We start from the raw sequence: 26,440 nt of genomic DNA, 5'->3' as shown, positions 1-26,440 counted from the left end.
CCGCCCCCTTTCCGTGTGCCTGTCGTCGATCAGGCCTCGGCGGCGCGGCGCCGGGCCACCTCGGCCAGGGTGACGGCGGCGGCCACGCTGGCGTTGAGCGACTCGATCTCGGAGATCATCGGGATGCTGACGGTCAGGTCGCAGGTCTGCCCGACCAGCCGGGACAGCCCACGCCCTTCGGAGCCCACCACCACGACCAGCGGGCCGACGGCGGCCTCCAGGTCGTACAGGTCGGTGTCGCCGTCGGCGTCCAGGCCGACCACCATGAAGCCGGCGTCCTGGCAGGCCTTGAGCGAGCGGGTCAGGTTGGTGACCTGGGCGACGGGGACCCGCGCGGCCGCGCCGGCGCTGGTCCGCCAGGCGGTCGCGGTGATCCCGGCAGCCCGCCGCTCGGGTACGAAGACACCCTGCGCGCCGAATGCGGCGGCGGACCGGATCACCGCGCCGAGGTTGCGCGGGTCGGTGACCCCGTCCAGCGCCACCAGCAGCGGGGCGGCCTGCTCCAGCGCGGCGGCCATCAGGTCGTCGAACGGCTCGTACGCGAAGGGCGGCACCTGGAGGCCGACGCCCTGGTGCAGCACACCGCCGGTCATCCGGTCCAGCTCGGCCCGGCTGATCTCCAGGTTGGCGATGCCCCGGTCGGCGGCGGTCCGGAGGATCTCGTTGACCCGGTCGTCCATGTCGATGCCCTGCGCGACATAGAGCGCGGTCGCCGGCACCGCGGCGCGCAGCGCCTCCAGCACCGGGTTGCGCCCGACCAGCAGCTCCGGGCCGTCCTTGGACGGGTTGGACTTGCGGCCCGGCGCGACCCGGGGGCCGGTACGGCCGGTGGGCTTACCGCCCCGGCTGGACGCGGCACCCCGGCTGGCCGGTACGCCCCGTCCGCCGCCCTTGCCCCAGGTGGTGTCCTTGGCACCGGGCTGGCCGATCTTGGGAACGCGCCCCTCCTCGGCCGCCGCGCGGCGCTCCTTGTCCTGCTTCCACGCGGTGCGCTGGGGCAGCTTCTCGGTGCCCGAGTACGCCTTGTGCCAGGGCCGCTCGTCGGCGGGCAGAGTCTTGCCCCGACCGGCGAGGGAGTCCTTGTTCTTGCCGCCGGAGCCCTTCGGGGCGCCCTGCTTCGGGGACAGTCGCCGGCCACGGCGCTGCGAGTTGCCGGCCATCAGTCCTGCTCTCCAATAGTCCAACGGGGGCCCTGGGCGGTGTCCTCGACCACCACGCCGGCCTGCTTGAGCTGGTCGCGTACGGCGTCCGCGGCGGCCCAGTCCTTGCGGCTGCGGGCCTGGGCGCGCTGCTCCAGGGCCAGCGCGATCAGGGAGTCCACCACACCGCGCAGGTCGCCGGCGCGTTCGCCGCCGGTCCAGGCCGGGTCCAGGGGGTCGACGCCGAGGATATCCAGCATCCCCCGGGCGGCGGCCAGAGTCGTGCGGACGGTCACATCGTCGCCGGCGGTCAGCGCGGTGTTGCCGTCCCGGATCACCTCGTGCAGCACCGCGAGGGCGGCCGAGGTGTTCAGGTCGTCGTCCATCGCGGCGACGAAGCCGGCCGGCAGCTCGCCGGGCTGGCCGCCGCCGACCCGCTCGGCGGCCCGCTGCACGAAGCCCTCGATCCGCCGGTAGGCCACCGCCGCCTCGCGCAGCGCGTCCTCGGAGTAGTCGATCCGGGAGCGGTAGTGCGCGGCGGCGTAGTAGTAACGCAGCTCGACCGGACGCACCCCGAGCGAGGCCACGTAGTCGAGGTCGAGGGCGTTGCCGAGCGATTTGCCCATCTTGGCGCCGCCGATGCTGAGCAGGCCGTGGTGCACCCAGTAGCGGGCGAACGGCAGGTCGGCGGCCTGGGACTGGGCGATCTCGTTCTCGTGGTGCGGGAACGTCAGGTCCAGCCCGCCACCGTGGATGTCGAACTCGGCGCCCAGGTAGCGCCAGCACATCGCCGAGCACTCGATGTGCCAGCCGGGGCGGCCGCGGCCCCAGGGCGACGGCCAGTAGGCGTCGGTCGGCTCGTCGGGCTTGGCGCCCTTCCAGAGCGCGAAGTCACGCGGGTCCCGCTTGCCCCGCTCCGGGGCGTCGCCGGCGGACTGCATCTCGTCGGGCGACTGGCCGGACAGCGACCCGTACGCCGGCCAGGAGGCCACGTCGAAGTAGACGTCGCCGGAGCCGTCGGTGGCCGGGTAGGCGTGACCGGTCTCGATCAGCCGGGCGATCAGCTGATGCATCTCCGGGATGTGTCCGGTGGCCCGCGGCTCGTACGTCGGTGGCAGCACGTTCAGCGCCCGGTACGACTCGGCGAGGATCTGCTCGTTGGCGTAGGCGATCGACCAGAACGGCCGCCCCTGCTCCATCGCCCTGACCAGGATCTTGTCGTCGATGTCGGTCAGGTTGCGGATGAAGGTGACCTCGTAGCCGGCGGCGAGCAGCCAGCGGCGCAGCACGTCGTAGTTGACGCCCGAGCGAAGGTGGCCGATGTGCGGGGGTGCCTGCAGGGTGAGACCACACAGGTAGACCCCCACCTTGCCGGCTTCCCGCGGGACGAAGTCCCGCACCGATCGGGTGGCGGTGTCATACAGGCGTAGCGTCACCGTACAAGGGTAGCCGTCCAGGCTTTCCGGGGTCTTCCGGAGCCGGGTCGTACGCTGCGTGCTGTGGAGACGACGGCGGGGCCCGGCGGGGCGGCGGCCCGTCCCGGGGAGACGGCGCAGACCCTGGATCGGGGGCTGCGCCTGCTGCACCTGGTCGCCGACGCGCCCGCCGGCCTGACGGTCACCGAGGCGGCGCACCGGCTCGGCATCGGCCGGGCCGCCGTCTACCGGCTGGTCGGCGCGCTGACCGGGCACGGGATGCTGCGCCGCGACGGCGACGGCCGGCTGCGTCTGGGCGCGGGGGTGCTGCACCTGGCCCGGCGCGCCCAGCCGCTGCTGGCCGAGGGAGCGCTGCCGGCGCTGCGCCGCCTCGCCGAGCAGGCCGGCGCGACCGCCCACCTGACCGTCGTCGAGGGCGGCGAGGGGGTGGCTCTGGCGGTGGTCGAGCCGAGCTGGACGTCGTTCCACGTGGCGTACCGGACGGGCGCCCGGCACCCGTTGGAGCTCGGGGCGGCCGGGCGGGCCATCCTGGCCGGCCGGGCGGGCGCCGCCGGCCCGGTGAGCACCAGCGGGGAACTCCAGTCCGGGGCGTACGGGGTGGCCGCACCGGTGCTCGGCGTGCCGGGGCTGGAGGCGAGCGTCGGGGTGGTGGCGCTGGCCCCGCTGGACGTGGCGGCGGTGGGCGCCCAGGTGAGGGCCGCCGCCGAGGCGATCGCCGCCGCCCTCTCCTGACAATCGGCCGCGTCGGACCAACTCGTCGCCGCCGGCTGGCTCGCGCCGACATGACCGGCGCCAGCTGCACCACCGGCCGGAAGGCTGCCACGAAGAGGGCCCGGGCGACAGTCGGTCGCCCGGGCCCCCTCCCCGGCCGTCACATGGGGGTGGTCACCGCGGCGTACGCGTCGACGATCCCGTAGCCGTAGAAGCCGTTGAACTCCTCGTTGCCTTCGCAGTAGGCGTTGAACAGGCCACTGCGTCCCTCGCGCTGGTAGGTCTGCATCCGCGGCTGCGGGCAGGCGTGCTCCGCGGCGGTGGCGTAGAGCTGGCGCTCCACCGCGTCCGGCGCGAGGCCGAAGCCGGCCTGTGTCGCGCCGCCGAACCGGCTGACGATCAGCGAGGCCACGCCGGAGGCGTGCGGTGCCGCCATCGAGGTGCCCTGCAGGTAGGTGTAGTAGCCGCAGGTGCCGGTGGCGGTGCACTGCTTGAAGACGAAGCTCTGTGCGTCCGGCACGATGTTGCCGTTCTTGTCGACCGCGCCCTCCTCCTGCAGCACCTTCTTCGGGTAGCTGGAGAGGATCATGTTGGCGTCGGTGCGGTAGGCGTCGGTCCCGTAACCGTCGCGGAACCATCCGCCCGGCGCGGCGACCGAGATCTGCTCAATGCCGTAGTTGGAGTAGTCGGCCTTACGGCCCGACGGGCCGACCGAGGAGACGCCGATCACGTGCGGGCCCTCCACTGGCAGGTCGAGGCAGGTGTCGTTGTCGATCGGCCGGTGGTACGGCGCGGGGCCGTAGTCCGGGCTGCTGGTGTCGACGCGGGGCTTGCCGAGGTCCTCGTGGTTGTTGCCGAGGGCGCCGACGAGCGTGACGCCGTGCTCGTGGGCGTAGTCGAGGGCCCGCTTCATCGCCGTGATGATGGCCCGCTGCTCCGCCTGCGCTTCCGGCGAGTCGGTCGGGTTGCCGGTGCAGTTGTAGAGCCACGGGTCGACATAGAACGACATGTTGACCACGTCCAGGCCGTTGTCGCCGGCGTGGACCAGCGCGTTGACCACCGGGTCGAGGAAGAAGTATCCGGAGTCCTGGCCACCCTTGAGCTCGACCAGGGTGACGCCCGGCGCGACGCCGGAGACTCCGAAGCCGTTGGCGGCCGCGCCGACGGTGCCGGCGACGTGCGAGCCGTGTCCGCCGTCGTCCGTGCCGACCGGGTCGAGACAGCTCGCGACCTCGCACGCGCCGTCGATGTCGGTCATGTCCGGGGCGAAGTTCTTCGACAGCGACCAGCTGAAGTTGGCGGCCAGGTCGGGGTTGCTGGCGTCGAGGCCGGTGTCGAGGATGCCGACGGTGACGGCGGAGCTGCCGTCCTCGACGGCACGCGCCCGGTCGGCGTGGATCATCGACAGGCCCCACAGCTTGTCATCGAGCGGGTCGAGGCCGGTCGGACCCTTCGCCAGCTCGATGCTGCCCTTGGTCTTCGCCGCGCTCGCCAAGTTTTCCCGCTCGACCTTGTCCAGCTCGGCCCTGGGCGCGTAGCCGACAGCCTTTCGCTGGGCCGCGCCGACGAGGGAACCGCTGCTGGCGATCCTGCTGGTGAAGTCGGCACGGTTGCTGACCACGCGGTACATGCCGACGCTGTCCGTGCGGGAGACCACCGTTCCGCCCGCGGCCTTGATCGCGGCGATCGCCGTGCTGGCGGAGACGCCGTCCTTTGCCACCACGGTGAAGGTCCGGGTGCTGGTGGTTCCGGCGTTCGCCGGGGCGACCAGAGCGGTCACCGTGAGTGCCAGCGCGGCCGCTGTCGCGACCCCGCCGACGGTGAAGCGTTTGCTCACCACATCAGATCCTCTCCGTTGAGGGACGTGGCAGACATCACATAACACCGAGCTGGTTTACGCCAGACAACTGTTCGGAATGGACATCGATTCGGCTTATGTCGGATCCATCCAGCTCAGCGCGTCGGGCAGTTCGGCCAGGGTGGACACCTCGGCGTCCGGCGAGAGACCGGCCGGACGGGGCAGTCCACCCCGGTTGAGCCAAACCGCCCGTAAGCCGGCCCGCTGCGCCGCCACCACATCGTGTTCCGGCGAGTCCCCCACGTAGACGATCCGCGCGGGCGACACGCCGACCGCGGCCACCACCGCCGCGTAGAACTCGGGTGCCGGCTTCTTCAGCAGGCCGTTCTCGTGCGCATACAGCTCGAAGGCGAACTCGCCGGCGAGCCCGCAGCGTTCCGCGCGACTGTTGCCGTTGGTGGCGAAGCCGAGCAGGTGACGCCGGCGTAGCGCGGCGAGCGCCGGCAGCGCGTCCGGAAACGGTCTGGTCAGCGCGAACCGACGCGCGAAGAAGAGCGCGGCGAGCTCGTCCAGGTGGTCGTCGAGGCCGGCCCGGGCCAGCGACCGGGCCAGCGCGGTCCGCCGGATCTCCTGCACCGGTGCGGCGCTCTGCTCACCGAACACCGCGTGCCAGTCGGACTCCAGGTCCGCGAGGGAGAGGCCGGCCGACAGCGGGGTCAGCCGCCACATCTCCTCAAGTACGGCGACCAGCGCACCGGTGACCGCCGGGCGCAGGTCCAGCAGGGTCTCGTCGGCGTCGAACACGACGGCGGTCGGCATGGCGGTCAGCCTCTCACCGGCCCGGTGCCGACCTGGCTTCGGGCCGGGCCGGGTGGGTCCCGGTGTCTTACCTCTCGCTCGCCAGGGCCGGCTGGGCCGGCGGTTCGGTCGACTGCCCGGGCGCCGGCGCCACGCGCAGCTCGTCGAGGCGGACCAGCGCCACCCCGGCGACGATCAGCGCCCCACCGAGCAGCTGCACCACGCTGGGCAGTTCGCCGAGGACCAGCCAGGCGATCAGCACCGCGAACATCACCTCGGTGAGGCCGACGAAGGAGGCCAGCCGGGCGCCGAGGACCCGGGTGGCGGCGATTCCCGCCAGGTAGGCGACCACCGCGGCCACCAGGGAGAGCCCGGCGATGGGCACGAGCCAGCTGGTGCGCTGCCCGGCGAAGTCCACCGCGCCGAAGGTGGCCCGCAGCGGCAGCACCCCGACCAGGCCGAGCAGGACCAGCACCGCGGCGCCGACGGCCATGCCGAAGCTGGCCATGGCGACCGAGGGCAGGTCGGCGTCCACCCGGGCGGCGAGGACGAAGTAGCCGGCGAGTCCGACCCCGGCGCCGAGCCCCCAGAGCACGCCCACCGGATCGAGTCGGCCGGTGCCGGTCAGGTCGAGCACGAAGGCCAGCCCGGCCAGCGCCGCCACCGAGCCGACCACGGTGAGCCGGCGGGGACGCTGCCCGTGCACCAGCCACATCCAGCCGACGACCAGGATGATGCCGAGGTATTCCAGCAGCAGGGCGACGCCGACCGGCAGGTAGCGGACGGCGTTGAAGAAGCAGGCCTGGGCGGTGGCCACGCCGAGCAGCCCGAAGACGCCGACGGAGCCGAGGGTGCGGCGCAGCACCTCACCCCTGCCGCGCAGGGAGAGCACGGCCGGCACCGCGAGGAGCAGGGCGGCGATGCCGACCCGGGCGACGACCACGGCCTCGGCCGACCAGTCGGCGGCGATCAGCGAGCGGGCGAAGGTGCCGGAGGTGGCGAAGGTGACGGCGGAGAGCAGGGCCAGCCCCAGGCCGACGCCGGCGGTGGGTCGGTGCGGCATGGGTTCCTCCGGAGGTCATGGGCAAAGTACCCTTACGCTCGTGACGCTAGCGGCCGGCTCAGACAGGAGTCAAGTTGCTCTTTGCCCATGACACCGAGTGCGGGCTGCTCGCCGCCGCCGCCCTGGTCAACACCGACAGCCGGGACGGCGAGGGGCTGCCCGACGTCACCGCCCTCGACGGATTCGTCACCACCCACGGCTGGACCGGCCGGCACGAGCACACCGAGGACGAGCTGCGCGCCGTCCGCGCGCTGCGCCCCCGCCTGCGCCGGCTGTGGGAGGCCGACCCCGACCAGGTGGTCGCCGTCGTCAACGAGCTGCTCCGCGAGTCCCGGGCGCTGCCGCAGCTGATCCGGCACGACGACGAGCCGTACCACCTGCACGCGGTGCCCCGGGACGCGCCGCTGGCCACCCGGATGGCCGTCGAGGCCGCGATGGCGGTCGCCGACCTGGTCCGCAGCGGCGAGCTGAGCCGGCTGCGCAGCTGCGAGCACCCCGACTGCGACAACGTGCTGGTCGACCTCTCCAAGAACCGGTCCCGGCGGTTCTGCGAGGCCGGCTGCGGCAACCGGGCGGCGGTCAGCGCGTACCGGGCGAGGAAGGCGGCCGGTCGCTCCTGAGCAGCTCGTACTCCACCTCACCGTGCTCGGTCCCCGGGATCGGGTTGTCGAAGTGGAGGTGGAAGGTCCGGACGTACCGCAGGCCGGCCTTCTCCATCACGCTGCGGGAACGCCGGTTCACCGCCATCGTCTCGGCCCACACCCGACCCAGACCCACCGTGTCGAACGCGTGCCGGAGCAGGGCGCGGGACCCCTCGGTGGCCAGCCCCCGTCCCCAGGCGGCGCGGCGCAGCCGGTAACCCAACTCGGCCTGCGTCCCGTCCTCGGCCGGGTCGAGCGCGAACCAGCCCAGGAACTCGCCGGTCGTCCGGGCCTCCGCCGCCCAGCGGCCGAGGCCCGGGTGGCGGTCGTACCGGGCGAGCAGCCGGGGCAGCTGCTCGTCACGGACGGTGGCGGGCGGGGTCGGCCGACCACCGGTCAGAAAGCGCATGACCTCCGGGTCGGAGTCCAGCTCCACCAGGTGGTCCACATCGTCCAGGGTGACGCGGCGCAGCCGCAGCCGGGCGGTCTCCAGCAGCACGTCACCGGTCATGCCCGGATCATGCCGCCGGCCCCGGGCAGCGGTCGACCGCTTATTCCGGCATCGCCAGTGAGCTGCGCGGGCCGGCGGTCACGTTGTGCGCCGTGACGTCAGCGCGGCGGCGCGGCCACGAAGACCTGCGGCCCCACCGCCCGGGCGATGACGCAGCCGACATCAAGTTCGTAGGGAGCGAAACCATGCCCCGGTCACCCCGCGAGGAGCGGCGGTGAGCGGCCCGACGCGGTCGTACGCACCCGGGGGGCTGCGGCGGCGTCAGGGGTGGGTCATCCGGAGCAGGTCCAGGGCCTCGTCGAGCTGCGTCTCGCTGAGCTTGCCGGAGTCGACGTGCCCCCGGGAGATCACCACCTCGCGGATCGAGGTCTGCTTGGCCAGCGCCTCCTTGGCGATCGAGGCGGCCTCGTCGTACCCGAGGTAGCGATTGAGCGGGGTGACGATGGACGGCGACCCCTCCGCGTACGCCAGGCAGACCTCGGCGTCCGCGACCAGGCCGACCACCAGCCGGTCGGCGAAGAGCCGGCTGGACGCGGAGAGCAGCCGGATCGACTCCAGCAGGTTGCGGCCCATCACCGGGAGCATCACGTTCAGCTCGAAGTCGCCCTGCGAGCCGGCGAAGGCGACCGTCGCGTCGTTGCCGATCACCTGGGCGCAGACCTGGCGCATCGCCTCGGCGACCACCGGATTCACCTTGCCCGGCATGATCGACGAGCCGGGCTGGAGGTCCGGGATGCGCAGCTCACGCAGGCCGGCCCGAGGCCCGGAGCCCATCCAGCGGATGTCGTTGGCCATCTTGTACAGCCCGACCGCGATGGTGCGCAGCTGGCCGGAGCTCTCCACCAGCGCGTCCCGGGCGCCCTGCGCCTCGAAGTGGTTGCGCGCCTCGGTCAGCGGCAGCCCGGTCGAGTCGCGCAGCTTCTCGATCACCTTGGCGGCGAAGCCCAGCGGGGTGTTGATCCCGGTGCCCACGGCGGTGCCGCCGAGCGGCAGCTCGGCCAGCCGGGGCAGCGCCGCCTCCAGCCGCTCCACGCCGTAGCGGACCTGGGCGGCGTACCCGCCGAACTCCTGGCCCAGGGTGACCGGGGTGGCGTCCATCAGGTGGGTACGCCCGGCCTTCACCACCGTCTCGAACTCGGCCGCCTTCTCCTCCAGCGCACCCGCGAGGTGTTTCAACGCGGGCAGCAGATCCTCCACCACGGCCTGGGTGGCGGCCAGGTGGATCGAGGACGGGAAGACGTCGTTGCTGGACTGCGAGGCGTTGACGTCGTCGTTCGGGTGCACGCTGCGGCCCAGCTCCCGACCGGCCAGGGTGGCGATCACCTCGTTGGTGTTCATGTTGGACGAGGTCCCCGAGCCGGTCTGGAAGACGTCGACCGGGAACTGGTCGTCGTACCCGCCGTCGGCCACGTGGGCGGCGGCGGTGGCGATCGCGCCGGCCACATCCGCGGCGATCACCCCCAGCTCCCCGTTGACCTGCGCGGCGGCGCCCTTGATCATGGCCAGCGCCTTGATCTGGGCCGGTTCGATGCCACGCCCGGAGATCGGGAAGTTCTGCACCGCGCGCTGGGTCTGCGCCCGCCACAGCGCCTCGGCGGGCACCTCCACCTCGCCCATCGAGTCGCGTTCGATCCGGTAGCCCGCTGCCTCTGGAGTCGTCACGCGTACCATCCTGCCGCGCTCGCCGCCGACTCGCAGATGATCGCTCAGTCCAGCTCGGCGAGCAGCCGCTCCACCTCGTACCGGTCCGGGGACTCGACCTGGCGGAACAGCGCCAGCGCCCGCTTCCAGTGCGAGCGGGCCGCCGCCGGGTCGGTCTCCCGCAGGCAGCGGGCGATGCCGTCCAGCGCCCGCGCCTGCTCGTAGCGGGCGCCCAGCCGGGTGGCGTCGGCGAGCACCCGGCGATGCAGGTCCAGCGCGCTGGAGCCGTCGCCTTGGTCGAGGATCGCCCGGGCCAGCAGGTTCCGGGACGCGCACTGTCCGATCCGGTCCCCCGCCTCGCTGATCGCCACCAGCGCCTCCCGGTGCAGCGCGGCGGCCTGCTCCGGCCGCCCCTCGTTCCGCTCCATCACGCCGATCTCGTTGAGCACCTCACCCTCGCCGTACCGGTTGCCCACCTGCCGCTTGAGGTGCAGCGCCACCCGCAGCAGCCGTCGGGCCGGCCCGAGATCGCCCATGCGGTGGCGAACCAGCCCGAGGTGCCCCACCGCGTTCACCAGCTGGCGCTTGTCGGACGCCGCTCGGGCCAGCAGGAGATGCAGCCGGCCCGTCCGCAGCGCCTCCTCGTACCGGCCCCAGTTGAGCAGGGCGAAGGTGATGTTGTTGAGCAGGTTGGCCAGCTCGGCGAGCTCGTCGGGGCCACCACCCATCGTGAGGGCCAACGCCGCGTCGAAGCACTCCTTTCCGCGCCGGTGGTCACCGTGGGCCGAGTAGGAGATGCCGAGGTTCCACAGCGTGCTGCGTACCTCGCGGCGCAGCCCGAGACGCCGCCGGACGTCGAGCGCCACCTCCATCAGCCCGATCGCCTCCGGGAACCGGGCCAGCCGGTAGTACGCCGACGAGAGGTAGTTGAGCATGACCGCCCGGGCCGCCTCGTCACCCACGCGCTCCGCCGACCGCAGGCCGACGGTGTGCGTCTCGATCAGCTCGTCCAGGTGGCCACCGTCGAAGTGCGACCGCCAGCAGGCCCGGGCCAGCTGCCAGCAGTGCCGCGGGAAGCCCTCGGCGTCGGCCAACCGGACCAGTGCGGTCAATGCCGCACGGTTCTCGTCGAACCAGACCACGCCCTGGGCCGCGCTTGCGCCGACCAGGTCGGGCCGGGGCGGCGGCGGGAGGACGAGCATGTTCCGGCTACCCGCCGACTCGATCGTCCATGAGATCGTCGCGGCCACGTGCAGGTGATAGTCGAGCAGGCGTTCGGTGGCGGAGGTGCGCTCGGCCGCGTGTCCGGGTTCGTCCAGCAGCGACCGGGCGTACTCGCGGAGCAGGTCGTGCAGCCGGTACCGGCCGGGTTCCGCCTCTTCGGCCAGATGCGCGTCGACCAGCTCGTCCAGCACGTCCTGCGTCTCCGGCAGGGGCAGCTCGGCGAGGGCCGCGGCGACGCGGTTGTCGAACCGTACGCCGGGGTGCAGGCCGAGCAGCCGGAACACCCGCTGCGCCGCCGGCGACACCTGCGCGTACGACAGGGAGAACGCCCGCCCCACGGAGCGCTCCCCGGCCGCGAACTCGGCCAGCGGGTCCCGCCCCGACGCCAACCGCTCGGCCAGGTCGGCGACCCGCCAGCGGGGCCGGTGGGCCAGCCGGGCGCCGGCCAGCCGGATCGCCAGCGGGAGATAGCCGCAGCGACGCACCACCTCGGCGGCTGCCCCGGGCTCGGCGGCGACCCGCTCCTCGCCGGCCACCCGGCCGAGCAGTTCCACCGCCTCGTCGGCGTCCAGCACCGGCAGCGACGACGGGCGTCCCTCGTCCAGGCCGACCAGCCGGCGGCGGCTGGTGATGAGGACCAGGCAGTCCGGGCCGTTGGGCAGCAGCGGCGCCACCTGGTCGGCGTTGGCGGCGTTGTCCAGCACCACCAGGGCGCGCCGGCCGGCCAGCTCGCTGCGCCACAGGGCGAGCCGGTCGTCCAGGTCCAGCGGGACCCGCTCCGCCGGTACGCCGAGCTGCCGGAGCAGCGTGGCCACCGCCGCAGCGGGAGTCAGCGGACTCCGTTCGCTGTGCCCGTGCAGGTCGATGAAGAGGTGCGCGTCCGGATAGCGGTCGGCCAGGGCGGTGGCGATCTGTACGGCCAGGGTGGTCTTGCCGCTGCCGGCCATCCCGTCGATCAGCTGGATCCGGGCCGCGTCCTCGTGGATCTCCTTCACCAGCCGGGCGATGGTCTGCTGCCGACCGGTGAAGTCGCTGATTGCCCGGGGCAACGAGCGGACCGGCGCGGCCGGGCGGTTCTCCGGGGCGGCCAGCGCGAGGTCGCCGGCGAGCACCCGCTGGTGCAGCTCCTGCAGCGCCGCGCCGGGCTCGATGCCCAGCTCCTCGGCGTAGATCCGCCGGCCCTCCCGGTAGACGGCGAGGGCGTCGGCCTGCCGACCGACCGCGGAGAGGGCGAGCATCAACTGGCCGCGCAGCCGTTCGCGCAACGGATGCCGCTCGACGCTCTCGGTCAGCTCGTCGAGCAGGTCGGCCGCCTGCCGCAGCCGCAGCTCGACGTCGACGCACTCCTCCAGGGCGGCGAGCCGCTGCTCGTCGAGGGCCTGGGCCCGCCGCCGTACGCTCCGGCTGGGGATGCCGGCGAGCGCCGGCCCCCGCCACAGGCCGAGCGCCTCGCGGTAGTGGCGGCGGGCCTCGGCGGGCCGCCCCGCGGCGACCGCGGCGCGGGCGGCGTCGACCCGGCGGGCGAAGACCTCGGCGTCGAGGTCGGTGTGGTCGACCCGGATGCCGTAGCCGATCGGGTCGGTGGCGATGGCGTCGGCGGGCAGGCCGAGCGTGGCGAGACGCTGTCGCAATCGCGACACGCAACTGTGCAGCTGGGCCCTTGCGGTAGCCGGGGGCCGTTCCTCCCAGACCGCGTCGACCAGGTCCTCCACCGCGACGACCCGACCGGCGCGCAGCAGCAGCATGGCGAGCACGACCCGGTCCCGACCTGCGGTGACGGTGGCTTCGCCACCGCCGACCCGCAAGGGCCCCAGGATCCCGAACCGCATCTGCGCCCCCGCATGCCGACTCTGCAACTTGCAGCGTAGCCCGGGCGTCACGGGTCGCCCTCTTCAGGCGATAGCGATCCGATAGCGGAACGACAGTGGTGGAGCCGAGACTCTTCCTGGGTTGTCGGTGACGGCATCCGACGGGGGCGGTGCGCCCGACCGGGCGAACACTCCGCTCGGGCGCACCGATGTCGGCGAGCACCAGATGACGAGGGGGCGCCGGGCTTTCGCCCGGCGCCCCCTGTCGTCCGTCCGGCTCAGCGCCGCCCGACGGTCAACACCGGCTTGGTGACCTCGGCGAAGAAGTCGTTGCCCTTGTCGTCGACCACGATGAAGGCCGGGAAGTCCTCCACCTCGATCTTCCAGACCGCCTCCATGCCCAGCTCGGGGTATTCGAGGACCTCGACGTGCTTGATGCAGTCCTGGGCGAGCCGGGCCGCCGGGCCGCCGATGGAGCCGAGGTAGAAGCCGCCGTGCTGCTGGCAGGAGCGGGTGACCTGGGCGGACCGGTTGCCCTTGGCGAGCATCACCTGGGAGCCGCCGGCGGCCTGGAACTTCTCCACGTAGGCGTCCATCCGGCCGGCCGTGGTGGGGCCGAACGAGCCGGAGGCGTAGCCCTCGGGGGTCTTCGCCGGGCCGGCGTAGTAGACCGCGTGGTCGCGCAGGTACTGCGGCATCGGCTCGCCGGCGTCCAGCCGCTCGGCGATCTTGGCGTGGGCGATGTCCCGGGCCACGACCAGTGGGCCGGTCAGCGAGAGCCGGGTCTTCACCGGGTACTTCGACAGCTCGGCGCGGATCTCGTCCATCGGCCGGTTGAGGTCGACCTTGACGACCGTCTCGGCGTCCAGCGTCTCGTCGGTGACGTCGGGCAGGAAGCGCGCCGGGTCGGTCTCGAGCCGCTCCAGCCAGACGCCCGACGGGGTGATCTTGGCTACCGCCTGCCGGTCCGCCGAGCAGGAGACGGCGATCGCCACCGGGCACGAGGCGCCGTGCCGGGGCAGCCGGACCACCCGCACGTCGTGGCAGAAGTACCGGCCGCCGAACTGCGCGCCGATGCCGAAGTTGCGGGTCAGCTCCAGCACCTCCGCCTCCAGCTCCAGGTCGCGGAAGCCGTGCGCGGTCATCGAGCCCTGCGTCGGCAGCGCGTCGAGGTACTTCGCGGAGGCGTACTTGGCGGTCTTCAACGCGTACTCGGCGGAGGTGCCGCCGATGACGATGGCCAGGTGGTACGGCGGGCAGGCCGCGGTGCCGATCAGGCGCAGCTTCTCCTCCAGGAACTGCATCATCCGCGTCGGGTTCAGCAGCGCCTTGGTCTCCTGGTAGAGGTACGACTTGTTGGCCGAACCGCCGCCCTTGGCCATGAAGAGGAACTTGTACGCGTCGGGGTGCCCGTCCGGGTCCTCGGCGTAGAGCTCCACCTGGGCCGGCAGGTTGCTGCCGGTGTTCCGCTCGTCCCACATGGTCAGCGGGGCCAGCTGCGAGTAGCGCAGGTTCAGCTTCGTGTACGCCTGGTAGACGCCACGCGAGATCGCCTCGGCGTCGGTGCCGTCGGTGAGCACGTGCCGGCCGCGCTTGCCCATCACGATCGCGGTGCCGGTGTCCTGGCACATCGGCAGCACACCGGCGGCGGCGATGTTGGCGTTGCGCAGCAGGTCCAGGGCGACGAACCGGTCGTTCGGCGAGGCCAGCGGGTCGTCGATGATCGACCGGAGCTGGGCCAGGTGCGCGGGGCGGAGGAAGTGGGCGATGTCGTGCATCGCCTCGGCGGTCAGCGCGGTCAGCGCGGCCGGCTCCACGGTGAGGAACCGGCGGCCCCCGGGACCGTGGACGACGTCAACGCCCTCGTCGGTGACCAGGCGATACTCCGTCTGGTCCGGCCCGGTCGGCAGCAAGGGGTCGTACGAGAACGCGGCGGCACTGCTCATGAGCGGAAAGCCTAGGGCAGACCGGTCGATCAGTGGCACCCGCCGGGTGCGTCGTGGGACGCCGCTCTCATCCGTCCTTGGGCTCCTCGGTGTAGCAGAGTTCCCGCTTCGGGCCGCAGCTGTCGTCGACGTCGGGGATGCCCCCGGTGTCCCCCGGCCCGGGGGCGCCGCCGCCGTCCGCGGGCGGCACCGGCGCGACGCCGGTGCCGGCGCCGAAGCGGACGTATCCGATCTCCCGCCCCTCGCCGATGATCATGCCGTACGGCCCGATCGCCAGCGCGTCCGCGCTGGTCCGCAGCACCAGCAGTTCCCGGCCGGTGCGCGGGTCCAGGGCGATCAACCGGTTCGGCTTCTCCTGGGAGACCAGCGCCGCGTACGGGGTGAGCGTCGCGCCGACCTTCCCGCCGACGGGACGGGTCCAGCGGGCCCGGGCGACGCCCAGCTCCCGGCCCACGACGGTGCCCTTGTCGGCGGTGCGCACCAGCGCGTACCGGTCGTCGACGGCGAGCAGCTTCTCGCCCTCGGCGTCGACCAGGAGCAACCGGCCGTCGTACCCGTCGAGGACCGCCTCCCGGCCGTCCGGTCCCACACCGATCAGCACGTTGCGGGCGCCCTGCGGGTCCTCCCGCTGCGGGCAGCCGGCGTTGTCCGCGGTACGCGGGTTGAGGCCGGGCCGCCGCCACACCTCCTGCCCGGTGATCGGGTCCCGCGCGGAGATGACGAACTGGCAGGTGCCGTCCCGGGAGACGGCGGTGATCCGCAGCATCCGGCCGCCGATCACGGCGAGCCGCTCGTCCCGCCCGGGCTCGACGTTCTGCACCACCTTGCCGGTGGCGGTGTCGACCACGTGCACCCGGCCGTCGACCGGGAAGCCGAGCAGCGGCGGCACCGGCTCGGGGCCGGCCACCCCGGCGTCGATCCGGGGCGCGGTGAGCCGCCGGGTGCCGAGCAGGCGCGGGTTGTCGGCGAAGAGCCCGGTGCTGACGCCGGGCAGCGCGGCGGTCCACAGGGGCGCGGTGCCGCGCGGGTCCCAGGCGCTCAGGGTGCAGTCGGTGGGCTCGAAGCAGCGGGCGTCGAGCAGCAGGTTGCGGTACGTCCAGACGGCCACCGCGTCGTCGTCCCGGCGACGGACCGCCCCGGTGGCCGGGTCGAGCAGCTCGTACCCCTTGACCAGGAGCTTGCCCACGGCGACGACCGGGTCCCGGTCGCCGCCGGCCACCGCCGCCCAGTCCGCCTTGCGTTCCCACAGCTGGGTGCCGGTGGCCAGGCTGAGCGCCTCGACCCGGGTGCGCTGCTCGACGATCACGGTGTCGCCGGCGATGGTGACGCTCTTCGGCGTGCCGCCGACCCGCTGCTGCCAGACCACGTCCGGTTCGGAGATCGGCTGGCTGCGGTTGACCCAGTCCCACAGGCGCGGAAAAGGGTTCCACACCCCGGTGGCGGCGAGCACGACCACGGTGAGGAGCCCGAGCAGCAACCACCCGCGCACTCCGAGGCCCTTCACACCGCACACGCTAGCGACGATCACCGAACTCCCGTGCCCCTCGCCGGCCGTGTCGCCGCGCTTTCTGGCGGCGGGCCGGTCAGCGGGGGAGGGCGGCCGAATGGACCAGCGGCAGGACCCGGTACGGGATCTGCTCGGCCAGCGCGATGATCGTGGAGGCGCGGCGGATGCCCTCGTAGGAGACGATCTGGTCGATCACCCGCTGGAGGTCGGTGTTGGAGCGGGCCACGATCCGGCAGAGCAGGTCGCTGGAGCCGGTGATGGTGTGCGCCTCCAGCACCTCCGGGATGGCGGCCAGGTGGGCGGTGACCGCGTCGTGGCCGTGCCGCTGGCTGATCTCCAGGGTGACGAAGCTGGTCACCCCGAAGCCGATCGCGGCCGGCGAGATCTCCGGCCCGAAGCCGCTGATCACCCGCCGGTCGACCAGCTTGTCGAGCCGGGCCTGGACGGTGCCGCGGGCCACCCCCAGCCGCCGGGAACACTCCAGCACCCCGATTCGCGGCTCGTCGGCGAGGAGCTGGACGAGCCGGGAGTCCAACTCGTCGAGCTGTACAGCCTGTCCAGGGTTCATGTCAGAAGACTCTACCGATTGCGCAAGCTGACCAGGTATATCGCCGACAGTTGCCCAGTGACCCGGGGTCCGGCGATCCTCCCCACAAGAGCAACCGAACCACCGCGGCGGCCCACGAGGCCGGCCGGTACGCAAGGGAGGCCACCATGACCCAGGCGATCGACCGACCCCAGACGACCGACGAGGTCGACGTCGACCAGCTCGTCGGCGCCGTCGACCACGACATCAGCCGGGACCCGTTCCCGGTCAAGGGCCTCGACCACGTGCACTTCCTGGTCGGCAACGCCAAGCAGGCCGCGCACTACTACTCCACCGCGTTCGGCATGACCTGCGTGGCGTACCGGGGGCCGGAACAGGGCTACCGCGACCACGCCGAGTACGTGCTGACCAGCGGTTCGGCCCGGTTCGTGCTGACCGGCGCGGTCCGCCCGGACGCCGCCGGCGCCGACCACGTCGCCAAGCACAGCGACGGCGTCTCCGACATCGCGCTGGAGGTGCCGGACGTGGACGCCGCGTACGCCCACGCCACCGCGCAGGGCGCCACCGGCCTGGTCGAGCCGCACGACGTCGCCGACGAGCACGGCACCGTCCGGATGGCCGCCATCGCGGCGTACGGCGACACCCGGCACACCCTGGTCGACCGGTCCCGCTACACCGGCCCGTTCCTGCCCGGCTTCGTGGCCCGCGGCCCGATCGTGGACCGGCAGCCGATGATCGACGCCGGCATCCAGCCGAAGCGCTTCTTCCAGGCGATCGACCACGTGGTCGGCAACGTCGAGCTCGGCCGGATGGACGAGTGGGTGGAGTTCTACAAGCGGGTCATGGGCTTCAGCAACATGGCCGAGTTCATCGGCGACGACATCGCCACCGACTACTCGGCGCTGATGAGCAAGGTCGTGGCCAGCGGCACCCGCAAGGTGAAGTTCCCGCTCAACGAGCCGGCCGTGGCCCGCAAGAAGTCGCAGATCGACGAGTACCTGGAGTTCTACCAGGGCCCGGGCGCCCAGCACATCGCGGTCGCCACCAACGACATCCTGGCCAGCGTCGACGCGATGCGGGCCGCCGGCGTCGAGTTCCTGAACACCCCGGACTCGTACTACGACGACCCGGAGCTGCGCGCCCGGATCGGCAACGTGCGGGTGCCGATCGAGGAGCTGAAGGCCCGCAAGATCCTGGTCGACCGGGACGAGGACGGCTACCTGCTCCAGATCTTCACCAAGCCGGTCCAGGACCGCCCGACCGTCTTCTTCGAGCTGATCGAGCGGCACGGCTCGCTCGGCTTCGGCAAGGGCAACTTCAAGGCCCTCTTCGAGGCCATCGAGCGGGAGCAGGAAGCGCGCGGCAACCTGTAACACTGTCGAGCGTGACGCAGCCTCCGACGCACCCGACGCCGCCGGCCGGTGGGCCTCCGCCCGCCGCCGGCGGCTTCGCGCCGCCCACCGGTCCCCAGGGGTACCCGATGCGACCCCCCTACCCGGTGCCGCCCCAGCCCGGCCCGTACTCCGGGCTGCCGACCTATCCGGTAGGGCCACCCGGGGTCCCGCCGTACCCCGGCTTCGCCCCCGTGCCACTCTCCCCGGGTGGGCTGCCGCTGGCCAGCTTCGCCGACCGGCTGCTGGCCTGGCTGATTGACGTCGCCGTGGCGAGCGTGCTGTCGGTGGTGCTCTTCGTGCCGGTCTTTTTCTGGATCTGGTACCGCACCTTCAGCGACATGATGAAGGTCAACCCCGACGGGACCCTGGTCGAGCCCGACCCGGCGCGGATGATGAACGACTTCGTCGTTCCGCTGCTGCTCGCCGAGGCCGCGCTGCTCCTGGTCCTCCTCGTCTTCTACTGGTTCTACCACGTGGAGTACGCCCACCGGACCGGCCAGACGCTCGGCAAGAAGGCGATGAGGATCCGGGTCGTCCCGCTGGACCCGGCCCGCACTCTCACCCGGGGCATGGCCGGCAAGCGGTACCTGGTCGAGTTCGTCGCCAGCTCGCTCGTCCCCTTCCTCAGCTACCTCGACGGCTTCTGGCAGCTCTGGGACAAGCCCTTCCAGCAGTGCCTCCACGACAAGTTCGCCGGGACCGTCGTCGTTAAGGTGTCCGGGTGAGCGTTGAACCCGGCTGGCACGTCGACCCCGCAGAGCCCTCCACCAGGCGTTACTGGGATGGCGAGGGCTGGATTGGCGCGCCCGTCCCGGTCGACGTGACCCCGCCGGAGGGTCCCCCGCCGGCGGAGCCGCAGCCGGCCCCCGAGCCGCCCCGCCCCACGTCCCCGGCCGCCGGCTCCCCGGCGGCCCCGGGCACTCCACCCGGCCCCGGAGCGCCGTACGGGCCGCCGCAGGCTCCGAGAGCGCCGTACGGCCCCGGAGCGCCCCACGGTCCCGGCATGCCGTACGGCCCCGGCCCGACCCAGGGGCCGCCGCCCGGCTGGCCGTACCCGACCTGGCCCGGCCGACCGCCCGAGCCGCGCCCACACGGGCTGCCGCTGGCCGGGTACGGTGCCCGGCTGGCCGCGAAGCTGATCGACTTCGGTCTCGTGTTCCTGCTCAACGCGGCGGTCAACGGCTGGTTCGTCTGGCGGTACGTCCGCGAGCTCCGCCCCGCCCTGGACGAGGCGTGGCGGCGGGTGAGTACCAACGACACCACCACCGCACCGCTGCCGCCCCCCGGCGAGCAGGCCGCCTGGCTGCTGATCGCCATCCTGATGATCGCCACCGCGCTCTGGTTCGCCTACGAGGTCCCCTCGATGGCGGCCAACGGGCAGACCTTCGGCAAGCGGATCATGCGGATCCGCGCGGTGTCGCTCGAGGCCGATCAGCCGCTCGGCTTCGGCCGGGCGACCCGCCGGTGGAGCACCATGGGCCTGCCCACCCTGCTCTGGTACTGCTGCGGCCTCGGCCTGCTGCTCCAGTTGGTCGACGCGGTCTCCGCGCTCGTCGACCACCCGCTGCGCCAGGCGCTGCACGACAAGCGCGCCCGGACCGTGGTGGTCCAGCTGCCGCGATCCGGCGGCCCGGCCACCCCCGCCACCCCGACCGACCGTGCCGACACCCCGGGAGACACCCCATGACCGACACCGGACGTCACCAGCCCCCGCTGCGGCTGACCCGCGCCGACCTGGACGCGCTGCCCAACTACGTGCCCGGCCGCAGCCCCGCCGACCTGGCCCGCGAGCTGGGCCTGGACGAGGCCATCAAGCTCGCCAGCAACGAGGTGCCGTACGGCCCGCTGCCCGGCGTGGTCGAGGCGGTCACCGAGGCCGTCGCCGGCTCGCACCGCTACCCGGACATGGGCGTCGTCGCGCTGCGCAGTGCGCTGGCCGACCGGTACGGCGTGGACGTCGACCGGATCGCCACCGGCTGCGGTTCGGTGGCGCTGGCCGAGCACCTGGTCCGGGCCACCTGCCTCCCCGGCGACGAACTGCTCTACTCGTGGCGCTCGTTCGAGGCGTACCCGATCATCGCGGCGACCAGCGGCGCGACCAGCGTCCGGGTGCCCAACGACGCCGGGCACGGCCACGACCTGGCGTCGATGGCGGCGGCGGTGACCGACCGGACCCGGATGGTGCTGGTCTGCAACCCGAACAACCCCACCGGCACCGCGGTACGCAAGGCGGAGCTGGACCGGTTCCTCGACTCGGTGGGCGACGACGTGCTGGTCGTCATCGACGAGGCGTACCGGGAGTTCGTCACCGACCCGGAGGTGCCGGACGGCCTGACCTACCTGGACCGGCCGAACGTGGTGGTGCTGCGCACCCTGTCCAAGGCGTGGGGCCTGGCCGGGCTGCGGATCGGTTTCCTCGTCGCCGCCCCCGAGGTGGCCGCCGCCGTGCGAAAGGTGGTCACCCCCTTCTCCACCAGCATGGCCGCCCAGGCCGGGGCACTCGCCGCGCTGGCCCAGGCCGACGAGGTCGAGCGGCGCTGCGCGCTGGTCGTCGCCGAGCGGGAGCGGGTCACCGAGGCGCTGCGCAAGCTGGTCCCGGACGTGCCGTCCAGCCAGGCCAACTTCGTCTGGCTGCCGCTGGGCGACCGGGCGGTCGACTTCGGCAAGGCGTGCGAGGCGCGCGGCGTGATCGTCCGGCCGTTCGCCGGTGACGGGGTCCGGGTCACCATCGGCACCCCGGCCGAGAACGACGCCTTCCTGGTCGCCGCCGAGGCGGCGCTGGCCTGACCCGTCGCCGGCGAGGCTCGCCGCGGCCGGCTCAGGTCGCGGCGAGCAGCACCGGCTCGGCCGTCAGGAACCACCCCTGGTCGTCGTCGTCCGGCCGGGCATCCTCGCGGAGCCGCTCGACGGCCACGTAGCCGTCGGCCGCGTACGCCATGCCCGGGTCCCAGCCGATGCCCTCGCGGCCCAGGGTCATCGGGAAGCTGGACCGCTGCGCCCCGGTGACCGGGTCGAGGGTGACCAGCTCACGCGCCTCGGTCAGCACGTGCACCCGGCCGGGCTCGGTGGCGATCACCCGCACCGGCCCGAGGTCGCCACGCCGCCACCGCTGCTTGCCCGTCCGCGCCTCCCGACCGGCCAGCACCCCACCGTCGACGCCGATCGCCAGCTGACCGGCGAGAACCGTCCCGGCCGCGTCCAGCGCGGGCGCGGCCGCCGGCGCACCCGGACCGACCAGCCAGCCCCGCCCGGCCGTGTCCCCCGGCCCTGCGGTACGCACGCCCCGGCACTGCGAGCGGGGAGTCAGGCAGCCCAGCGGCGTCACGGTCAGCTCGGCCGGCGCGTCCGGCGGTCGCCAGCGGGTGGCCACCGCGCCCGTGGCCACGTCCCGGAACTCGACCGTGGCCGGCCCGGCGCAGGAGTCGACGGAGACCACCCGGCCGGCCGCCGTGGTGCCCAGGTCGGTACGGCAGTCCCCGCCGCCGTCGGCCCGCCACAGCTCACGCCCGTCGGCCAGCGCGTACCCGCGCAGCCGGCCGTCGCCGGAGGCCACCAGGACCGGCCGGCCATCGGGACCGGAGCCGACGAAGATGCCCTGCGGGTCCCACACCGTGGCGGCCCCGGTGCGCCGGGAGGTGAAGCCCTCGCCCGGTTCGGGGCCGTCGGCCCGCCAGGTCACCCGGCCGGTCAGCGCGTCCAGCGCGACGAGTTTCCCGTCCGACCAACGGCTGACCACCGTGGTGCCCGTCGCCAGCACCCCGTTGAGCTGCGCCGGCCAGCGCCGGTACGACCAGAACGGGGTGACCCGGAACCTGCGGTCGGCGGGCTGGTCGGCGTAGAGCTGCCGCTCGGCGGCGTACACCCGCAGCCGGCCGTCGATGATCAGCGGTGCCGCCGGGAGCCGGCCGAGCGTGCCGATCGGCGGGGTGCCGGCCGGCGGCAGGGCAGCGCCGGCGGGCGTGCTGACCTCGGCCGGCGCGAGCACCCGGTAGCCGACGCCGGCCGCCGCCACCAGGGCGGCCAGCGCCGTGACCGCGACCACGACCCGTCGCCGGCCCTTCGGGACACCCATGCCGCACCTCCGCCCGGCACCCTACCGAGGCAGCCGCCGGTCGAGCCGGTCAGGTCTGATCAACGAAGTGGGCCTGCTCAGGCCGCCACGGCGCTGTCGCCGTGGCTCGCGGCGGCGAGGTCGGCGAGGTCACGCCGGATGGCGCCCTCCACCGCCCGCGCGGCCAGCCCGCCGAAGAGCAGCGCGACCACCCGCCCGTACGGCGCGGTGGGCACCGCGGTGTGCTCGACGGTGACGGCGGTGCAGCCCCGGCGGCGGCGCTGCACGGTGCGCAGGGTCCAGGTGATCCGGTAGTCCACCCCGATGCCGGGGGAGCTGAGCACCAGTCGGCGCGGCGGCTCGGCGGCCAGGACGAGGAACTCCTCCGCCTGGTCGCCGCCGTCGGGTCGGGTGCGGGTCTCCCGCCACGCGGTGCCGGGGCCGAACCCGCCCGTGGTCAGCAGCTCGACGCCCCCGACGGTGCGCAGCCAGCCCGCGCGGACCGGCAGGTCGACCAGGCGCGCCCACACGTCGACGGCCGGCGCCTCGATGAACTCGGTGACCGTGACCGTCGACATGACACCTCCCGTGGCGTCCACGGTACGGCGGGTGAGCGCGCCACGGGGGGTCCTACGGCGGAATTTCCGTCACCGGCGCCCCGGATCGGGGCACCGGTGCGGTCCCGCCGGGCGGGTCAGGGGCGGAAGTCGCCGAGGCGGATCGCCCCGACGAACGCCGTCCAGCCCGGCGGGCCGACGACGAGCACCGGCCCGTCCGGGTCCTTGGAATCGCGTATCCCGACCACGCCCCGGTCGCGTACGAGGTTGTCCGCCACCTCCACGCAGAGCCCCTGATCGTTCGATCGACTACTGGTGCGCCAGACCGCGCCCACGAAATCGTCCATGCTCGTACCTCCTGTCCGCTGGGATGTGCCACGCCGGTCACGACCCACGCCGCCCCGGGACGGGACGGCGTGGGGTGGTGACCGAATCCGGTCGATCAAACGCGGCAGGGGGGCCGGCCGGTCGCACAGCTGGTGCGACCGACGGATCCGGAACGTCAGCGGGCCGGCGGGAGCCCCGACGTGGCCGCTTCTCCGGTCCAACGGGGCATCGGCCGCCTTCAGCGGCCACTACTCTGGCTTCCCCGGGCGGCGCCAGTCAGCGCGCCCGGCAATCCATTCCCCAGGAGGAAACGTTGGCTCCATCGAGGGCCCGCACCATGCTGCGCATGGTGATCACGGCACTTGTGACGGCGGTGCTGGTCGCCGGCGGCCTGGCCGCCCCCGCGGCGGCCGCCCGCACCCCGCGGATCACCTTCTCCGCGATCTTCTTCTCTCCCGAGCACATCGACACCACCGCCGGACCGTACGTCGTCAACGCGAACTGGACGGTCGCCGACACCAGCGCGACCGCCACCCAGGTCACGGGCACGACCTGGTTGCAGCAGTTCACCGGGCCGACCGCGGTGGGCCCGGAGCTGCCGGTACGGTTCACCCTCACCCCGGACGGCACCGGGCAGGTCTCGGCCAACAGCGGCGGCACGGTCAGCAGCTCGTCGTACTCGTACGAGTTCGTCGTCCCCCAGTACGGCGCCAGCGCCTCGGCCACCTGGCGGATCACCCGGATCACCGCCCAGGACGAGCAGGGTGCCACCGGCAGCATCTCCGGCAAGGCCCTGGCCAAGTACGACCCCGAGGTCGTTGTCACCCAACTGGTCGACTCCACGGCGCCGGAGCTGGAGAGCTTCGGGCGGGCCAGCGACCAGCAGGACGCGGTCTACGACGACGGCTCGGGTGCCACCCTGCGGTACTCCACGTCCATCTCGGACCAGGCGGGGTTCTGGAAGGGCAGCTTCGTCCTCGCCGGCCCCGGCGGCGCCCGGATCACCGCTCCCATCGAACTGCGCGACTCCGGTGCCTACCCGCTGTACTGCGGGAAGGACTCACAGATCTACGACGCCACGTGGATCTGGTGCGACGGGATCGAGGCGAAGGTGCCGGCTGGCAGCCCGTCCGGCACCTGGACCGTCGAGAAGGTCGTGGTCACCGACCGCGCCGGTAACACCCGTGAGGTGACGGACGTGCCGGCGAGCCCGATCCGGGTCAGCCGCAACGACGTCCTCTCCGCCAGCGACTTCACCCTCGACCCCGCCCAGGTGGACAACTGGCGGGAGGAGCAAGCGGTCACGCTGCGCCTCAAGCCGGCCGGTGTGGTGGGCGGGCTGGTCTCCATCGCCCCGTACACCGACCGGTGCTGGGGCGCGACGACCGAGCCGACCATGGGCGCGGACGGCACGGCCTCGGTCACGCTGCGCATGCCGACCTACATCGACAGGTGCGCGGTCACCGGAATCGTGCTGACCGACAGCGCGGGCAACGTCGCCGTGTACGGCAACGCGTACGGCGGCGCCGCGCTGGACCTGGTGGTCACGCGGGTGCCGGACACCACCGCGCCGGTGATCTCGTCGGCTCGGCTGAACCTGACCACGGCGTCGGCCAGCACCCTGCCGTACGCGATCGGCGTCTACGTGACCGTCGACGACACCAGCGGCGCGCCGGTCAACGGCATCTCCACCACCATGTACGACGCGGAGGGCCGCTCGGTCTCCGGGTCGTCCGGCGGCGCCTCGCCGCTCCCGACGGGTGAGTACACCGCGACGATCCGGACCGAGGGCCTGGCACCCGGCACGTACACGGTCGGTGTGACGCTGACCGACGCGGCGGGCAACAGCACCCTGATCGGGTACCCGAACGGGGCCGGCGACCCGGCGCCGGACGGGCCGTTGGTCTTCACGGTCACGCCCTGACCTATTGAGACGGCCGGGCCGCCGCGCCACCGGCGGGGCGGCCCGGCCTGTTGTCACCAGCGTGACCGTGGGAACGGCCACGGCCGCCGGTGCGCCGGCAGGAGAGTCCGCCGGTCGCACGGCGGGTGCGACCGGCGGAACGGAACGTCAGCGGGCGGGCAGGATCCGCCCGGTGACCTCGCCGAGGGCGACGGTGGTGCCGTCCGGACCGGGGGCCGTGGCCCGGACGGTGACGATGTCGCCGTCCTCCAGGAAGGTGCGGGTCTCCCCGCCGCCGACCTTCACCGGCTCGGCGCCACCCCAGGTGAGCTCCAGGAACGAGCCGACCTGGCCGCGCTCGGGCCCGGAGACGGTGCCCGAGGCGTAGAGGTCGCCGGTGCGCAGCGAGGCGCCGTTGACGGTGAGGTGGGCCAGCTGCTGGGCGGGCGTCCAGTACATGGTGGCGAAGGGCGGCTCGGTGACCCGCTCGCCGTTCCACTCGACCGCCAGGCGCAGGTCGAGGCCGAGGTGGGGGGTGTCGCGCAGGTAGTCCTGGACCGGCGGGTCCTGCTCCGGGGCGGGCACGAACGCGTCGGCGAGCGCGTCCAGCGGGGTCACCCACGCCGAGATTGAGGTGGCGAAGGACTTACCGAGGAACGGGCCGAGCGGCTGGTACTCCCAGGCCTGGATGTCCCGGGCGGACCAGTCGTTGACCAGCACCACCCCGAAGACGTGGTCGGCGAAGTCGTCGACGGCGACCCGGTCACCGAGCCGGCTGGGCACGCCGACCACGAAGCCGACCTCGGCCTCGATGTCGAGGCGTACGGAGGGGCCGGTGGTGGGGCCCTGCGGGGTGGCGCGCTGCCCGCTGGGGCGGACCACCGGGGTGCCGGAGACGACCACCGTGCCGGCCCGGCCGTGGTACCCGATCGGCAGGTGCTTCCAGTTGGGCAGCAGCGGCGGCTGCCCGGGGCGGAAGATCTGCCCGACGTTCGAGGCGTGGTGGTCGGAGGAGTAGAAGTCGACGTAGTCGGCGACGTCGAACGGCAGCAGCAGCTCGACCTCGGCCAGCGGGACCAGCAGCGGCTCCACCGCCGGCCGGTGCGCCTCCTCGGTGAGCAGCTCAACGAGACGCTGCCGTACCGCCGTCCACTGGGGTCGGCCGAGCGCCATGAAGTCGTTGAGCGTCGGGCGCCCGAGCGCGCCGCCGGCGAGCACCAGGCCGGCCGCCTCCGCGCCGGCCAGGTCGAGCACCAGGTCGGCCACGCGTACGCCGATCCGCGGCTCCCGCCCGTCGTGCCGGAACACCCCGTACGGCAGGTTGCTGATTCCGTACGCCGAGCCGTCCACTCCGGTCACCCAGCTCATGCCGGCACTCCGCTCCGCTGCGTGCCGCCATGAGGCACGACCGCACTGCGCCTACTGATTCGCTCGCTAC

At 73.3% G+C, this 26,440-nt stretch carries 22 protein-coding genes; 7 read left to right on the top strand and 15 right to left on the bottom strand.

Going from position 1 to position 26,440, the window contains the following annotated elements:
- Positions 1-29 precede the first annotated feature (29 nt).
- Positions 30-1,160, bottom strand: a complete 1,131-nt coding sequence (gene rlmB / locus AC5RWQ_RS13955) for a 23S rRNA (guanosine(2251)-2'-O)-methyltransferase RlmB (RefSeq protein WP_494283143.1) — start codon at positions 1,158-1,160, stop codon at positions 30-32.
- Positions 1,160-2,575, bottom strand: a complete 1,416-nt coding sequence (gene cysS / locus AC5RWQ_RS13950; RefSeq protein ID WP_494283142.1) for a cysteine--tRNA ligase — start codon at positions 2,573-2,575, stop codon at positions 1,160-1,162. Before cysS ends, rlmB begins: the two co-directional genes overlap by 1 nt.
- Before the next feature lie 63 nt (positions 2,576-2,638).
- Between cysS and AC5RWQ_RS13945 the strand changes: the two genes are divergently transcribed.
- The gene (locus tag AC5RWQ_RS13945) at positions 2,639-3,307 is read left to right on the top strand and encodes an IclR family transcriptional regulator (protein WP_494283141.1); all 669 of its coding nucleotides are present in this window, start codon (positions 2,639-2,641) and stop codon (positions 3,305-3,307) included.
- A 139-nt stretch (positions 3,308-3,446) separates the two neighbouring features.
- Here AC5RWQ_RS13945 and AC5RWQ_RS13940 read toward each other — a convergent pair whose 3' ends face one another.
- The 3 genes from AC5RWQ_RS13940 to AC5RWQ_RS13930 all read right to left on the bottom strand — a co-directional run bounded on the left by AC5RWQ_RS13940 (position 3,447) and on the right by AC5RWQ_RS13930 (position 6,945).
- Positions 3,447-5,123 carry a S8 family serine peptidase gene (locus AC5RWQ_RS13940; RefSeq protein WP_494283140.1) on the bottom strand — a complete coding sequence of 559 codons (1,677 nt, stop codon included), beginning with the start codon at positions 5,121-5,123 and terminating at the stop codon, positions 3,447-3,449.
- A gap of 96 nt (positions 5,124-5,219) precedes the next feature.
- On the bottom strand, positions 5,220-5,903 hold the full coding sequence (locus AC5RWQ_RS13935; RefSeq protein WP_494283139.1) for an HAD family hydrolase: 684 nt from the start codon (positions 5,901-5,903) through the stop codon (positions 5,220-5,222).
- 67 nt (positions 5,904-5,970) lie between these two features.
- Entirely contained in the window at positions 5,971-6,945 is a 975-nt protein-coding gene (locus AC5RWQ_RS13930; protein WP_494283138.1) for an EamA family transporter, read from the bottom strand.
- Between the two features lie 74 nt (positions 6,946-7,019).
- Between AC5RWQ_RS13930 and AC5RWQ_RS13925 the strand changes: the two genes are divergently transcribed.
- Positions 7,020-7,565, top strand: a complete 546-nt coding sequence (locus AC5RWQ_RS13925; RefSeq protein WP_494283137.1) for a CGNR zinc finger domain-containing protein — start codon at positions 7,020-7,022, stop codon at positions 7,563-7,565.
- On the opposite strand, the gene AC5RWQ_RS13920 is transcribed toward AC5RWQ_RS13925, so the two are convergent.
- The 6 genes from AC5RWQ_RS13920 to AC5RWQ_RS13895 form a co-directional block, all read right to left on the bottom strand.
- Positions 7,525-8,097, bottom strand: a complete 573-nt coding sequence (locus AC5RWQ_RS13920) for a GNAT family N-acetyltransferase (RefSeq protein WP_494283136.1) — start codon at positions 8,095-8,097, stop codon at positions 7,525-7,527. The genes AC5RWQ_RS13925 and AC5RWQ_RS13920 overlap by 41 nt on opposite strands.
- A 261-nt stretch (positions 8,098-8,358) precedes the next feature.
- The gene (locus AC5RWQ_RS13915; protein WP_494283135.1) at positions 8,359-9,768 is read right to left on the bottom strand and encodes a class II fumarate hydratase; all 1,410 of its coding nucleotides are present in this window, start codon (positions 9,766-9,768) and stop codon (positions 8,359-8,361) included.
- A gap of 35 nt (positions 9,769-9,803) precedes the next feature.
- Positions 9,804-12,791, bottom strand: coding sequence for an AfsR/SARP family transcriptional regulator (locus AC5RWQ_RS13910; protein ID WP_494283134.1), 2,988 nt, complete (start codon positions 12,789-12,791; stop codon positions 9,804-9,806).
- Positions 12,792-13,048: 257 nt separating this feature from the next.
- Positions 13,049-14,716, bottom strand: coding sequence for a fumarate hydratase (locus AC5RWQ_RS13905; RefSeq protein WP_334483942.1), 1,668 nt, complete (start codon positions 14,714-14,716; stop codon positions 13,049-13,051).
- A 67-nt stretch (positions 14,717-14,783) separates the two neighbouring features.
- A complete protein-coding gene (locus tag AC5RWQ_RS13900; RefSeq protein WP_494283133.1) occupies positions 14,784-16,229 on the bottom strand; it encodes an outer membrane protein assembly factor BamB family protein in 1,446 nt (481 codons plus the stop codon).
- Positions 16,230-16,299: 70 nt separating this feature from the next.
- The gene (locus AC5RWQ_RS13895) at positions 16,300-16,791 is read right to left on the bottom strand and encodes an Lrp/AsnC family transcriptional regulator (protein ID WP_494283132.1); all 492 of its coding nucleotides are present in this window, start codon (positions 16,789-16,791) and stop codon (positions 16,300-16,302) included.
- A 146-nt stretch (positions 16,792-16,937) separates the two neighbouring features.
- Between AC5RWQ_RS13895 and hppD the strand changes: the two genes are divergently transcribed.
- The 4 genes from hppD to hisC all read left to right on the top strand — a co-directional run bounded on the left by hppD (position 16,938) and on the right by hisC (position 20,951).
- Complete coding sequence (hppD, locus tag AC5RWQ_RS13890) at positions 16,938-18,143, top strand: 4-hydroxyphenylpyruvate dioxygenase (RefSeq protein ID WP_494283131.1); 1,206 nt, start codon at positions 16,938-16,940, stop codon at positions 18,141-18,143.
- A gap of 107 nt (positions 18,144-18,250) precedes the next feature.
- A complete protein-coding gene (locus AC5RWQ_RS13885; RefSeq protein ID WP_494283130.1) occupies positions 18,251-18,889 on the top strand; it encodes an RDD family protein in 639 nt (212 codons plus the stop codon).
- A complete protein-coding gene (locus AC5RWQ_RS13880) occupies positions 18,886-19,851 on the top strand; it encodes an RDD family protein (RefSeq protein WP_494283129.1) in 966 nt (321 codons plus the stop codon). The genes AC5RWQ_RS13885 and AC5RWQ_RS13880 overlap by 4 nt, the downstream gene beginning before the upstream one ends.
- On the top strand, positions 19,848-20,951 hold the full coding sequence (hisC, locus tag AC5RWQ_RS13875; RefSeq protein WP_494283128.1) for a histidinol-phosphate transaminase: 1,104 nt from the start codon (positions 19,848-19,850) through the stop codon (positions 20,949-20,951). The genes AC5RWQ_RS13880 and hisC overlap by 4 nt, the downstream gene beginning before the upstream one ends.
- A gap of 31 nt (positions 20,952-20,982) precedes the next feature.
- Here hisC and AC5RWQ_RS13870 read toward each other — a convergent pair whose 3' ends face one another.
- The 3 genes from AC5RWQ_RS13870 to AC5RWQ_RS13860 all read right to left on the bottom strand — a co-directional run bounded on the left by AC5RWQ_RS13870 (position 20,983) and on the right by AC5RWQ_RS13860 (position 23,119).
- Positions 20,983-22,236, bottom strand: coding sequence for an outer membrane protein assembly factor BamB family protein (locus AC5RWQ_RS13870; RefSeq protein WP_494283127.1), 1,254 nt, complete (start codon positions 22,234-22,236; stop codon positions 20,983-20,985).
- A 77-nt stretch (positions 22,237-22,313) separates the two neighbouring features.
- Entirely contained in the window at positions 22,314-22,793 is a 480-nt protein-coding gene (locus AC5RWQ_RS13865) for an SRPBCC family protein (protein WP_494283126.1), read from the bottom strand.
- A 116-nt stretch (positions 22,794-22,909) separates the two neighbouring features.
- Positions 22,910-23,119, bottom strand: a complete 210-nt coding sequence (locus tag AC5RWQ_RS13860) for a DUF397 domain-containing protein (RefSeq protein ID WP_494283125.1) — start codon at positions 23,117-23,119, stop codon at positions 22,910-22,912.
- A 329-nt stretch (positions 23,120-23,448) separates the two neighbouring features.
- On the opposite strand from AC5RWQ_RS13860, the gene AC5RWQ_RS13855 reads away from it, so the two are divergent.
- A complete protein-coding gene (locus AC5RWQ_RS13855) occupies positions 23,449-25,023 on the top strand; it encodes a hypothetical protein (RefSeq protein WP_494283124.1) in 1,575 nt (524 codons plus the stop codon).
- A gap of 147 nt (positions 25,024-25,170) precedes the next feature.
- Here AC5RWQ_RS13855 and fahA read toward each other — a convergent pair whose 3' ends face one another.
- Complete coding sequence (fahA, locus tag AC5RWQ_RS13850) at positions 25,171-26,370, bottom strand: fumarylacetoacetase (protein WP_494283123.1); 1,200 nt, start codon at positions 26,368-26,370, stop codon at positions 25,171-25,173.
- Between the last annotated feature and the right edge of the window lie 70 nt (positions 26,371-26,440).

Source organism: Micromonospora sp. BS32 (assembly GCF_059089345.1).
The sequence above is the reverse complement of the archived record's forward strand: the minus strand, read 5'-3'. Positions and strand labels throughout refer to the sequence as shown.

What these genes read in the sequence shown, in the direction of transcription:
- AC5RWQ_RS13865 (WP_494283126.1), bottom strand. Translation starts at nt 22,793, where the DNA reads ATGTCGACGGTCACGGTCACCGAGTTCATCGAGGCGCCGGCCGTCGAC.
- AC5RWQ_RS13920 (WP_494283136.1), bottom strand. Translation starts at nt 8,097, where the DNA reads ATGACCGGTGACGTGCTGCTGGAGACCGCCCGGCTGCGGCTGCGCCGC.
- AC5RWQ_RS13905 (WP_334483942.1), bottom strand. Translation starts at nt 14,716, where the DNA reads ATGAGCAGTGCCGCCGCGTTCTCGTACGACCCCTTGCTGCCGACCGGG.
- AC5RWQ_RS13860 (WP_494283125.1), bottom strand. Translation starts at nt 23,119, where the DNA reads ATGGACGATTTCGTGGGCGCGGTCTGGCGCACCAGTAGTCGATCGAAC.
- AC5RWQ_RS13935 (WP_494283139.1), bottom strand. Translation starts at nt 5,903, where the DNA reads ATGCCGACCGCCGTCGTGTTCGACGCCGACGAGACCCTGCTGGACCTG.
- fahA (WP_494283123.1), bottom strand. Translation starts at nt 26,370, where the DNA reads ATGAGCTGGGTGACCGGAGTGGACGGCTCGGCGTACGGAATCAGCAAC.
- AC5RWQ_RS13895 (WP_494283132.1), bottom strand. Translation starts at nt 16,791, where the DNA reads ATGAACCCTGGACAGGCTGTACAGCTCGACGAGTTGGACTCCCGGCTC.
- AC5RWQ_RS13910 (WP_494283134.1), bottom strand. Translation starts at nt 12,791, where the DNA reads ATGCGGTTCGGGATCCTGGGGCCCTTGCGGGTCGGCGGTGGCGAAGCC.
- AC5RWQ_RS13885 (WP_494283130.1), top strand. Translation starts at nt 18,251, where the DNA reads ATGCGACCCCCCTACCCGGTGCCGCCCCAGCCCGGCCCGTACTCCGGG.
- hppD (WP_494283131.1), top strand. Translation starts at nt 16,938, where the DNA reads ATGACCCAGGCGATCGACCGACCCCAGACGACCGACGAGGTCGACGTC.
- AC5RWQ_RS13870 (WP_494283127.1), bottom strand. Translation starts at nt 22,236, where the DNA reads ATGGGTGTCCCGAAGGGCCGGCGACGGGTCGTGGTCGCGGTCACGGCG.
- AC5RWQ_RS13930 (WP_494283138.1), bottom strand. Translation starts at nt 6,945, where the DNA reads ATGCCGCACCGACCCACCGCCGGCGTCGGCCTGGGGCTGGCCCTGCTC.
- hisC (WP_494283128.1), top strand. Translation starts at nt 19,848, where the DNA reads ATGACCGACACCGGACGTCACCAGCCCCCGCTGCGGCTGACCCGCGCC.
- AC5RWQ_RS13915 (WP_494283135.1), bottom strand. Translation starts at nt 9,768, where the DNA reads ATGGTACGCGTGACGACTCCAGAGGCAGCGGGCTACCGGATCGAACGC.
- rlmB (WP_494283143.1), bottom strand. Translation starts at nt 1,160, where the DNA reads ATGGCCGGCAACTCGCAGCGCCGTGGCCGGCGACTGTCCCCGAAGCAG.